The organism is Persicimonas caeni, assembly GCF_006517175.1.
Taxonomy (GTDB): Bacteria; Myxococcota_A; Bradymonadia; order Bradymonadales; family Bradymonadaceae; genus Persicimonas; species Persicimonas caeni.
In genome coordinates this window covers 5798633-5810022 of the sequence record NZ_CP041186.1, presented here as the reverse complement: position 1 = coordinate 5810022, position 11390 = coordinate 5798633, and the positions used below count along the sequence as shown (strand labels likewise).

Below are 11390 nucleotides of genomic sequence, written 5' to 3'. Positions count from 1 at the left end.
CGCCTCTCCATGCAGCGCCTTTCGATTTGGGGCGTAGCGATGTTGGCGCTGCTGGCGGTGTATCTGCAGCCGGCGGAGAGCCGCGCGCAAGATCTCGATCTGCCCGATTTGCAGCTCGAGCGCTTTCGCCCCGCGCCCGGTCCGGCCGATTACCTGAACGTCTACGGCACCGGCGTGCCCAACCACCTGGAGTGGGACGCGAGCTTCTACGTGGGCTACGCCGACGACCCCATGCAGATCTCGACGCGCAACTTTCCGTTTCGCGAGACGGTCGACGTCCAGTCGACGATGTCGCTGCTCGGAAGCGTCGGTCTGTACGACAAGTTCGAGGTGGGCATCCTCTTGCCGGTCACCCTTCTGCAGACGAGTCAAGAGCTGCAGCCGATCTTGCCGCAAGGCGCCGGCTCGAGCACCGATCTGTCGATCATGGGACTCAACGACTGGCGGCTGACGGGTAAGTATCAGATCCTCGATCTGCTCACCGATCCGCTGGGCCTGGCCGTGGTGGGTGGTCTCTACCTCCCGCTGGCCACTCAAGAGACACTGACAAGCGACGGCGGCGTGGGCGGCGAGCTCATCGCGGCGGCCGACTACTGGCTGTGGCGGGGCATTCGCCTGGGCGCCAACCTGGGCTACCGCTACCGCCCCACCCGCGCCGTGTTGCGCGACAGCACTCTGGGTGACGAATTCCTGTGGGGCGTGGCATTCAACGCCCCCCTCTTCGTGCGCGAACTCGACGCCATCCTCGAGTTCGACGGCGCGATCAGCTTGGCCCGCGACCAGGGCTATGGCGGCCTCTCCAAAGGCGAGGTATCGACCGAAGTCAAATTGGCGGGCCGCTACGCACTCAGCGACGACTGGACGGTGACCTTCGGCATGGGTTCGAGCCTGGGCGAGGGCATCGGCTCGCCCGACATGCGCGCGTTTATCGGGCTGGGCGGCTATTGGGTTTCGGGCGGCCGGTGGTCCTTCGACTACGACGGTGACGGCTTTTACGGCTCGGTCGACCAGTGCCCCGACGAGGTCGAAGATTACGACGGCTTTGAAGACCACGACGGCTGCGTCGATCCCGACAATGACGGCGACGGTGTGCCCGACAAGGTCGACCGCTGCCCGGGCACCCCGCCCGACACTCCGGTGCGCACCGACGGCTGCGTCGACAATGATCTCGACGGCGACGGCATCCCCAACAGCAAGGACGATTGCCCCGAAGATCCCGAGGACCTCGACGACTTTGAAGACGGCGACGGCTGCCCCGACGTCGACAACGACAAAGACGGCATTCCAGACACCCAAGATCAGTGCCCGGATGAAGCCGAGACGCTCAACGGTTTCAAGGATGAGGACGGCTGCCCGGACAACCCGTCCGAAAAGGTGACGATCACCAACGATAAGCTCGTCATCGCCGACAAGGTTCACTTCGAGACCGCCAAGGCCACGATCCGCCAGGAGAGCTACGAGATCTTGGACGAGGTCGCCAAGGTGTTGAAGCAGAACCCGCAGATCAAGCTGTTGCGCGTCGAAGGCCACACCGACGACCGCGGCTCGGAGAGTTACAACCAAAAGCTCAGCCAGCGTCGCGCCGACAGCGTGCGTAAGTACTTGATCAAACAGGGCGTCGACCGCGACCGACTCATCGCGGCAGGTTACGGCGAGTCGGACCCGATCGCCGACAACGAGACTGCCGAGGGCCGCAGCGATAACCGACGCGTTGCGTTCACGATTCTGGAGACTGCGAGTTCCACAGCCGAATGATGCGCCCCGCCTGCCATGCGAACGCTGCGCTCGAAGTCCTCGCGCCTCTCTTTGTCCTCGCGACTCTGGGAGTGCTGGCGACTCTGAGCGGCTGCGCCCAGGAGCACACGACGATCGAGCTCAGCCCGGTGCCGATGCCTGAAGGAGGCTCGGTCTACACGGTCGCGGTGCTCGACGACGAGGCGCGCTTGGACGTCGTCGCGCCCTCGCGCGCCGGGCTGTTCGTGCACCGAAACGATTCGGGGCCATGGCAGCGCGTCTCGCCGCGCTGGCCCGAAAAGCTGCCCGAACGCCACTCGGCGCCGCTGCGCGGTTTGGAGGCGGCCGGCAACTCCCTGAACTTCCCGCACTCCGAGGTCTTCACGGCCCACGAAGGCCGGCTGTGGATGGTCACGGGCGTGCCCGGCCCCGACGGCACCAAGTTGATGGTCAGCGACAACGTCGGTCGCACCTGGCGGATGGTGGCGCTGCCCGAGACGGTCGGCGCCGAAGAAGGCTCCGATGACGACGCCGCTCCGTCGGCGACCGGCACGACATCGGTCGCTACAACCTCCGCCGAGATCCCCGCTGCGCACGTGCGCCTGCTGAATTTCGGCGACGAAGGCCTCTACCTGATCAACGCCACCCATTTGTGGAAGCTCAGCTCCGAGCCCGGCGCGGTGCTCGCCAAGGAACCCTGGGAGCCGCTCGAGCTCGAGGGGGTCGAGTTCGAAACGAAGGCAGGCGACATCAAGCTACCGACGGTGCTGCGCCATTACCTTCCGGCCAACGAAGCCCGCCCTTTCGAGCTGCTCACGGTGCTTCGAGAAAAGCTCTTCGTCTATCGCCGAGACGGCGATGGCAAGTGGAACCGAGTGGCGACGCTCCCGGGCGCCGACCGCGACCTGGTGCCGATTCCGGGCTCCGACGGCGTCCTGATGCTCACCCCGCAGGGGCTCTACCGCACCTCCGACGGCGCCCAGGACTGGCAACCCATCGAGCTGCCCAAGCCCGCGCAGACCTCCCCGGAAGGGATGGCGCTGGAGGTCCTCCCCTCTCGAGACGAGGCCCCCACGGTCGTCCTGCTGTCCCTCGACACCGGCGAGATCTTTCGCAGTGTGGACCTCGGCCAGCATTGGAACGAGGTGCGCCCCGCCGACGCCGACCGCCGGCCGGTGACCGACTTCGTGCACAGCGTCAAGCGAAACCGCGTGTGGGCCGCCTCGCGTGGCGCAGGCGTTCTACGCTCGCTCGACCGCGGCCAGACTTGGCACCAGATCAACGACGAGCTTCGTACGACGCGCGGCTTCGACATGGGTCTGGACGACAACGGCGGGTTTCTCATCGGCACCGACGCGGGGCTCTTTCGTCAGGTCGGCTCGGCGACCGAGGGTCACTGGCAGATGCTTCAAGACCGGGCGACCACCACCATCTTCGTGGAGACGGACAGCGGCGCGATCATCAACGGCACCGCCAATGGGGCGATTGTGCGCCTCGAGCCCGACGGGAAGACCACCACCGCCGAGGCCGCCCCCTTCGACCAACTCGACAGCATCGCCTACCGGCCGATGCGGTTTCGCGGCACGGAGTTGCCGCCGCGATCGATCATCGCGATCGACTCACGGCCCGACAGCCAACACGTGTTCGCCTGGTCCGCCCAAGAGGGCCCGCTGATGTCGCTCGACGGCGGCATCTCGTGGACCCGCCTGATGCTCAACCCGGCGTTTCGCAGCGCGCTCGAGGGCACCTACCTGTCGAATTTCACCACCGACTTCGGCGAGCGCATGTACTTGATGACCCACTCGCTCGACGGCACGGCGCCGGCGCAGCTGTGGCGCTCGTACAACAACGGCGACACCTGGCACGCGGTGTGGAGCCTGCCGCGCGACAAACAGCGCAACGGTGTCTACGTCGCCCGCAGCTCGGCTTACGACCCCGAGATGCTGTTCATGGCCCACCGCGGCCGCTTCGCCAAATCGCTCGACGGCGGCAACTCCTGGACCGACATCCCCGGCCCGTGGAAAGGCACACGCGTGCTCGCCTACAACATCGACCGACGCAACCACCTGCTCGCGCTCGACACCGGCCACACCACCAGCCTGCTGCGCGTGCGCGAGACCGACGAGGAGAAGCCCAAGATCACCTCGTACACCCTGCGTTGGCCGGCCAGCGCCCAGTCGCAACGCGACGATATCCGCCGCGTCTCCCTGCGCAACGGGCGTGTCTACGTCATGACCCACGCCGGCGTTCTCACCGGAACCCTGCCTGACGGCCAGCAACGGCTGCCCGACGGGTTGGCGATCATCGCCACCATCGTGTCGATTCTAGTTTTGACCGGGATTGGCTTCGGGATCTTGCGCTGGAAGGCGTAGATGCACTCGCTCCGACGCGAGACGAATCAGAAGCTACATAAAATAGCCAAACATCAACGTCAGCGCGTGCATATCGTCCTCTGACACCCCGCCGCCGATGGCCACGCGTCCCTGCGGAAACTGACTGCGAAAGCGCGTGAAGTCGTAGCGCAGCAGCACGCGTCCGCCGGCGTACTTGTCGGTCGAGGACACCGCGAAGACGTTGTAGCCCACCTGCGCACCGGCGCGCGCACCGAAAGCCGAACTGTCGCCGTAGGCGCCGCTCGACTGGTTGACAGCCAGGACGGGGTAGGCGCTGGCGTCGGCGCCGAAGACCCACGAGCCGGCAGGCTTCGCCCAATCGAGGCCGACGCGAAACTCGGCGGCAATATAGCGGTGGCCGGTGTAGGTGAGGTTGGGTTCGACGATGAAGCTGTTAGCCACGGCGCCCAAGCCTACATCGAGGTCCAGTGCGTCCGTCAGTGGGCGACGCACGGTGGCGCGCGCGGCGAATTGAGACCACTCGGTCACCGGCTGACGGTTCAACTCGGCGGCGACCTTGCTGTTCTTGGTGCCGGCGTAGCCGCCCTCGGCGTTGATCAGAAGCTTGGCGTCGAGGGAGTCGAAATCGTAGGCCTCCACCGAGATGTGGGCGATGCCGCCGATATAGACCCCCGGGCTGTGGTCGACTGCGTTGTCGCCTAGGCGAAACTGCATCGAGCGGCTGATGACGTGCGGGCCGATCGACAAATTGACGCCGGCCGGCTCGACCGCCTCCCCGGCGGCAGACTCGGTGGATGGTTCGACGGAGACCTCGCCGCTCGCCTCGGCCTCTTGGGCGTCGGCATCGGCATTGAAACTCACAAACGCGAGGAGGGTCGCCACGATGACGCGCTTCTTACTCATAATGCGCCCCGTCGGCGATCCACACGCGTACGGACTCGATCTGCTCTTCGGTCAGGTTGCCCACGGGCGGCATCCTCTTGGGACCGGTCTCGACCAACCGCAAATAGAGCGCGCTCTGCTCGGGCTCGCCAGGCACCACCATCGGCACGTCGGCGTTGGTCGTCACCCCTTCGATGGCCGCGCGCACCTGCGCGTCGGTGGCCGCACCGTCGCCTTCGACGGCAAACGCCGTGGGGCTCGTGGCGCCGTGACACGACGAGACCGCCGCGCACGAGCCGCGAGTAAGCTCTGCGACCGGCTCGAAAGACGCCGGCTCGGCCGGGGCGTCCTCCTCCATCAGTTCCGGAGGTACGCACCCGGCCGCCAAACAAGCAGCGGCGGCGAAAAGAATGAGACTTCGAGACATCAGCGGCACTCACCGTCGATACACTGGAGCTTTTGCTCTTGCGGGCAGTCGGCGTTCGAGCTGCACGTAAAGACACTGCCGTCCCAGCGCAGATACGGGATGACCACGCGGTCATTGGTCTGCGGCGGGTTGGGCCCCCTGAAGATAACGCGGTTGACGATGGCATCATAGTCGAATCCGTCCGCGCGGCTTCGGGCCATGTCGCTGACCGTGCCGGTGCTGACCGAGCCGTGCTTGACGGCAATCGTCTGCGGGGCAGCGGCACCGCGAAGGCGCAGCCCCGAGGCGATACCGGCGGTGGCGTTGGCGATGCCGCGAAGCGTGTTCGTGATGTCGCCCTGGCAGACCGAGCCACCATTGCCGCCAGTCTCGTTGACGATCTCGTTGATCGCGTGGGCGACGTCGGCGGCCGTGCCACACTGCTCGCCGGGGGGCCAGTACAGGCCGAAGGCGGTCGCGCCGATGTCGGGCTTGAGCAGGTAGTCGACCCACGGCTGGGTTTCGGTCTCGAGGGCGGCCTGCTGGCTCTGGGTCAGCGTGAGCGCGCTGCCGCCGAGGAAGTCGAGCTTCTCCTTGAAGAATTCATCCTCCTCGTCGGTCACCGCGATGACAATGATGGCGGCGTCGGGGCGAATCTTGTCGGCGGCCCCGGCGGTACGCGGCAGCGCCCGGTCGACCGCAGCGACGCCCATGGTCATCGTAAACTCGGAGTTCGAGCCGCTGACCGAGCTCAATCGGCTGGCGATCGTGCCCGCATCGGTGCTGAAGTTTCCGCCGACGAGTTTGCCGTTACCGGCGCCTTGCAACGGCACGTTCGGACAGATCGCGTCCGGATCGGGGAAGAAACCGCCGCCACCGCCCGAAGACGGCCACAGGTTTCGGTACTCTTGGGACAATTCGCTGTCGCTGCCGATGCCGCCACAGTCGACCCCGGTCACGCCCACACGCCAGTCGACGTTGGACTGGTTGAGCAGGTTGGTGAACTCGGTGGCGAAGTTCGACAGCGCCGTTTGCTCGTCGCCCATCGAGCCGGAGGCGTCGAGAGAAATGATAATGTCGACTTCGGGGCGCGCGGTCACCTTGTAGGAGACGCAGTCGGCGACCAGCGTATCACTCGTACGACCCAGCGAGGGGCCGCCTGTCAGATCATCGACCCGGAAGCCCGTCTCGGCGGCATTGTTCTCGTAGTCGGTCAACGTGGCGAAGGCGCCGGTGACCAAGTACTGGTTTTGCGAACGGCTGACCACCTCGTAGACAAAGAGCGTGGGGGCGTTCGCGTCGCCCGCGAAGGTACCGCCGAGCGAGTGGCTCACATCGGCCTCGGGCACGCCGGCGATGGCGGCGAGCACTTTGTCGCGCGCCGTGCCGAGGTCGGTGCCGGCCGGAAGATCGGCGACCGAGCCGACCACGGCCTTGAAGCCGTCGTGGGTGGTGACCTGGCGGCCCGACGAGCGCCGCGATGCATTTGCATAGACACCCTGCACCGCGGTGGTTACGCCGTCGGCCAGAAGCGACGGGTCGACCTGGCTGTTGGGCGGCGTCAGCGAGGCGACAAAACCGGTGTAGCCGTGAGACGCATCGCCGAACACGTGTGCGGTCGCCGACCCGGATGCGAAGGTCACCGAGGCGGACGTGACGCTGCTCTCGGCGGCGAGTTTGTAGTCGGCGGTGGCGTCTTCGATGAACTGAGGTTGGGCGAGGTTCTGCGTGTCCTCGGGGCGGCACTCACGATATTGGGCCTCCTCCTGGTCGGCGGTGCCGTCGCCGTCGCTGTCTTCGGCGCACGGGTCCGATTCGCCCTGAGCGCACGAGATGTCGAAGCCGTTGGTGCATGTACCGATCTGCCCGTCGCCGTTGCTGTCCTCGACCCCGTCGGTCAACCCATCGCCATCGGTGTCGTCGGAGTTCGGGTCCATGCAGCCCGATGCGACCTCGGGACCATCGTCGACGCCGTCGCCGTCGCTATCGGCGATCAGCGGGTCCGTGCCGTTGGCGACTTCGTCGCCGTCGCTCAACCCGTCGATGTCGGTGTCGGCCTGGGTCGGGTCGGTCTCGCCGTCGATCGCGTCGAAGCTGCAGTTGCTGTTGGCGTCCTCTTCTGCGTCCGTTAACCCGTCGCCGTCGGTGTCTTCGGAGTACGAGTGCGTCCCCAAGGTACACTCACAAGCGTTGGTCAACCCGTCGTTGTCGCTGTCGAGTTGGGGATTGCAGCGCTCCGAGACGCCGTCAGGCACGTCGACGGGAGCATCTTGGGGGCTACCGGTATCTTCGCTGCCCGTGTCCGACGGCCCGGAGGTGTCCTCCCCGCCGCCGGCGTCGGAGCCGGTATCTCCACCGGGGTCACGAATCGCCTCGCACTTACCGGAGAGCTCGTTGAACTGTTCGCCGGCCTGACACTGACCGCTCGAGCCGTTATTCGACTCAGCATCGTCGCTGCACCCCGGCAGGCCGGCGGCGAGGACGAGAGCGGAGGCGAGGACGAGGAGACGCTGTTGGATCCAAACATTCATTGTGGGCACCGACGGGAAAGGAAAGATCCACATGGTTTTTCGTAGTAACGCGGGCAATATAACGGATTGTCGAAGGCATGTCAGGTGTTTGTGTGGCGGTGTGCGCAGCGGTGCGCCGGTGTCGCACCATCAAGTCGCACCATCAAAAAGCCTTGCCACCCAAACATCCTCCAACTACATGTGCCCCAAACGGCCCTTGTTCCCCATCAAACCCATGACCGACCCGCTCAACCCCCGCTTCCCGCACGACGAGACGATCACGATCGGCGAGCACGAATTGTCAGCCGACGAGGTGATCGAGTTGCTCGCCCCGCGGTTGACCGAACGACGGATGCAGCGCATCGACGAGGTGATCGCCAAGCGCACCTGCGAAATCGCCTGCGTGTTCGACGGCCCCTACGACATGGGGAACGTGTCGGCTGTGCTGCGCACCTGCGAAGGATTGGGAATCCAACCCGTGCACCTGATCGAGACCCAGGAAAAGTTCAAGGAGGCCAACCGGGTCACCCAGGGCGCCGAAAAGTGGCTCGACATTCGCCGATGGAAAGATCCGAAGGAGTGCGTCGCCGATCTAAAGCGGCGCGGCTATCGGATCTGCGCGACCCACCTGGAGGCCTCGCGCCCCATCGCCGAGATCGACTTCTCCGAGCCCACCGCTCTGGTGATGGGTAACGAGCAAGATGGGGTCAGCCAGGAAGTGCTCGAGGCGAGCGATCTGCGCTGTATCATCCCCATGGCCGGGTTCACCCAGAGTTACAACATCTCGGTGGCCGCCGCGCTCACCCTGTATCACGTGCGCCGCTGGCGCATCGATCGGCTCGGGCGCGAGGGTGAGCTGAGCGAGCGCGAGCAGAAACTGCTGCGCGCCCACTTCTTTTTGAGGGGGATCGATCGGGGTCGTGACTATCTCGCGGAGTTGTTGGCGAGGGCGACTTGACGCCCCCTAAACCCTCGTGTAGGGTTCGGCGTCCTTCAACCCGGTCCTCCTAGGTATGCGTGGGGCCCGTGAGAACAGGAATACAAGGCGGGTCGCGCCCGTTCGTCAGCCGGAGACATTGCTGACCGCGCGATCCCACAAAGATGCGATAGAGGAGCTCAACTATGCATGCAGTGATTAAAACCGGCGGTAAGCAGTACCGGGTCGAGCCCGGTGACGAATTCAACGTCGAGAAACTCAAGGATGCCGAAGTCGGCTCCGAGATTACCTTTGACGAAGTGCTCGCCGTCGGTAACGGCGACGACATGGCTGTCGGCACTCCCGTGGTCGACGGCGCCAGCGTTACCGCTCAGATCGTCGAGCACGGCCGAGACCGCAAGAAAATCGTCTTCAAGAAAAAGCGGCGCAAAAAGTATCGCAAGAAGCGCGGCCACCGTCAGCACTACACCCGCATTCGCATCACCGACGTCAGCGCGAGCTGAATCGGACGAGGCGAAAGCGACGAAGCTGGCGCACTGAATTTCACACGAGCATTAACGGAGCGTTCCAATGGCTCATAAAAAGGGACAGGGTAGTACTCGTAACGGCCGCGATTCGAATCCACAGTATCGCGGTGTCAAAGCCTACGGCGGCGAATACGTCAAAGCCGGCTCGATCATCGTGCGCCAGTTGGGCACGAAGTTCCACGCCGGTCTCAACGTCGGCCTGGGCAAAGACTACACCATCTTCGCCAAGAAGAATGGCCACGTTCACTTCCGCAACGTCGCCGGCGGCCGCAAGGTCATCTCGGTGATCCCGGAAGACGAGCAGGCCGCGGCTGAGTAAGCCTACGGCGACTGAGAATCGAACGCCCCTGTCCACGTTTCCAGTGGTACAGGGGCGTTGCATTTTGGGAAGATCATGTTTGTCGACGAAGCAAAAATTGAGATCGAAGCAGGACGCGGCGGCGACGGCGTGACCTCTTTTCGCCGAGAGAAATACGTGCCCCGCGGCGGCCCCGATGGCGGCGACGGCGGCAAGGGCGGCGACGTGGTGCTCGTGGCGACGACCAATCAGCACACGCTGAGCGATTATCGCCACCAGAAGCATATCCGCGCCAAAAACGGCCGCCCCGGCGAGGGCAACAACCGCACCGGCGCCAACGGCGACGACAAGGTGATCGCGTTGCCCGTCGGCACGCTCGTCTACGACGACACCAGCGGCGAATTGCTCGTCGATATGGTCGAGGAAGGCCAGACCTACGTGGCCGCCCACGGCGGCAAAGGCGGCCTTGGAAATACCCGCTTCAAGTCGGCGACCAACCGCGCGCCCCGCAAGTCGACGCAGGGTAAGCCCGGCGAGTCGCTCATGCTGCGCCTCGAGCTCAAGCTGATCGCCGACGTCGGCCTGGTCGGCTTTCCCTCCGTGGGCAAGTCGACGATCATCTCGACGCTGTCGAGCGCGCGCCCCAAGGTCGCTGCGTATCACTTCACGACGCTTACTCCCAACCTGGGCGTGGTGCAGTGGAATCCCCTCGAGGAGTTCACCATCGCGGACATCCCCGGGCTCATCGAGGGCGCGCACGAGGGCAAGGGGCTGGGAATCCAGTTCCTCAAGCACATCGAGCGCACCAACCTGATCGTGCACGTCATCGAGGTGCTCCCGGAGGCCGAGGCCGAGGCCTACGGCCGCGAGCCGATCGCCGACTTCGAGACGCTTCGAGGCGAGCTGCGCGCGTTCAACGAGGATCTACTCGAGCTGCCCGAGCTCGTCTGCCTCAACAAGATCGACCTGCCGTACGTGGCCGAAAAGGCCGACGAGCTTCGCGCCTACTTCGAAGACGAGCTCGGCCTGCCGTTCATGGCCATCTCGGCGGCGACTCACCAGAATATCGAAGAGTTCAAGAAGATGCTTGGCCACGCGGTCAAAGAAGGAAGCTTCGATACCGGTCCGGCCAAAGAGTGGTGGGAAGAGTAAGCGGGGCGAGAGCTTGAGAGACCGGCCGAGGATGTGCCGGTCCGCCCAGCTCGAGGCCAGAGGTCAGGAGGCGGCGTTGGTTTCGTCGGCGCCCTGCTCTTCTTTGGCGTGGTCGCGCACGGCCTTGCGGCGAGCGCGACGCTTTTTGAGTTCGCGGGCCTCGTTTTCGGCGGCGCGCCGGCCCAGGAAGAACCCGGCGAAGACGCCGACGAAGAAGATGATCGGGATATAAAAAATGTGGGCGCTAGACATGCCCATGGGGTACCTCCGCAGGCGACCGCTGGCTCAACCACCCGGTCGCCGTGTTACTTCTTGTCCAAGTCGTCAAAGACCTCGTCCATGCGCCGCTCGAGCTCGGTCAGCTCATTGTCAATGGCGCGCTGGCGACGCATCGTGATCATCAGAAAACCGAAAATCAGGATCCACAGTGCGATGTACGCAGCCAGTGCGAGGGTGCCTCCCGGAATGGAGGTCTCTTGGCCGGCCAGCGAGCCGGCGCCCCCTTGGGCGAACGCCACGCCGGCCCATGCCAAGTTGACCAGCGCGAAGATCGAAGCTGAAACGAGCGATTTCATCGGTACGGCCTCCAT

The 11390-nt window shown here is 64.9% G+C and carries 11 protein-coding genes; 6 read left to right on the top strand and 5 right to left on the bottom strand.

Annotated elements, in window-relative coordinates; all coding sequences use genetic code 11:
• Positions 1-9: 9 nt before the first annotated feature.
• Together FIV42_RS21445 and FIV42_RS21440 are read left to right on the top strand one after the other, a co-directional pair.
• Positions 10-1755 carry an OmpA family protein gene (locus FIV42_RS21445; RefSeq protein WP_168210844.1) on the top strand — a complete coding sequence of 582 codons (1746 nt, stop codon included), beginning with the start codon at positions 10-12 and terminating at the stop codon, positions 1753-1755.
• Between the two features lie 71 nt (positions 1756-1826).
• The gene (locus tag FIV42_RS21440; RefSeq protein WP_141199677.1) at positions 1827-4106 is read left to right on the top strand and encodes a WD40/YVTN/BNR-like repeat-containing protein; all 2280 of its coding nucleotides are present in this window, start codon (positions 1827-1829) and stop codon (positions 4104-4106) included.
• 33 nt (positions 4107-4139) lie between these two features.
• Here the strand turns inward: FIV42_RS21440 and FIV42_RS21435 are convergent, their stop codons facing one another.
• Genes FIV42_RS21435 through FIV42_RS21425 form a run of 3 tightly spaced genes read right to left on the bottom strand, consistent with a single transcriptional unit; the run spans position 4140 to position 7907 of the window.
• Positions 4140-4991: a hypothetical protein gene (locus FIV42_RS21435; protein ID WP_141199676.1), complete on the bottom strand. Its 852-nt coding sequence runs from the start codon at positions 4989-4991 to the stop codon at positions 4140-4142.
• Positions 4984-5397 (bottom strand): hypothetical protein, encoded by a 414-nt coding sequence (locus tag FIV42_RS21430; RefSeq protein ID WP_141199675.1) that lies wholly within the window; start codon positions 5395-5397, stop codon positions 4984-4986. Before FIV42_RS21430 ends, FIV42_RS21435 begins: the two co-directional genes overlap by 8 nt.
• Positions 5397-7907, bottom strand: coding sequence for a hypothetical protein (locus tag FIV42_RS21425; RefSeq protein ID WP_141199674.1), 2511 nt, complete (start codon positions 7905-7907; stop codon positions 5397-5399). Before FIV42_RS21425 ends, FIV42_RS21430 begins: the two co-directional genes overlap by 1 nt.
• A 214-nt stretch (positions 7908-8121) precedes the next feature.
• On the opposite strand from FIV42_RS21425, the gene FIV42_RS21420 reads away from it, so the two are divergent.
• From FIV42_RS21420 to obgE, 4 genes are all read left to right on the top strand, one after another.
• Complete coding sequence (locus tag FIV42_RS21420) at positions 8122-8844, top strand: TrmH family RNA methyltransferase (protein WP_141199673.1); 723 nt, start codon at positions 8122-8124, stop codon at positions 8842-8844.
• Positions 8845-9008: 164 nt separating this feature from the next.
• The gene (gene rplU, locus FIV42_RS21415) at positions 9009-9326 is read left to right on the top strand and encodes a 50S ribosomal protein L21 (protein ID WP_141199672.1); all 318 of its coding nucleotides are present in this window, start codon (positions 9009-9011) and stop codon (positions 9324-9326) included.
• 67 nt (positions 9327-9393) lie between these two features.
• A complete protein-coding gene (gene rpmA, locus FIV42_RS21410) occupies positions 9394-9669 on the top strand; it encodes a 50S ribosomal protein L27 (protein ID WP_141199671.1) in 276 nt (91 codons plus the stop codon).
• A gap of 75 nt (positions 9670-9744) precedes the next feature.
• Complete coding sequence (obgE, locus tag FIV42_RS21405) at positions 9745-10800, top strand: GTPase ObgE (RefSeq protein WP_141199670.1); 1056 nt, start codon at positions 9745-9747, stop codon at positions 10798-10800.
• Between the two features lie 63 nt (positions 10801-10863).
• Here the strand turns inward: obgE and FIV42_RS21400 are convergent, their stop codons facing one another.
• Together FIV42_RS21400 and FIV42_RS21395 are read right to left on the bottom strand one after the other, a co-directional pair.
• On the bottom strand, positions 10864-11058 hold the full coding sequence (locus FIV42_RS21400; RefSeq protein WP_141199669.1) for a hypothetical protein: 195 nt from the start codon (positions 11056-11058) through the stop codon (positions 10864-10866).
• 47 nt (positions 11059-11105) lie between these two features.
• Positions 11106-11375 carry a CcmD family protein gene (locus FIV42_RS21395; protein WP_168210843.1) on the bottom strand — a complete coding sequence of 90 codons (270 nt, stop codon included), beginning with the start codon at positions 11373-11375 and terminating at the stop codon, positions 11106-11108.
• Between the last annotated feature and the right edge of the window lie 15 nt (positions 11376-11390).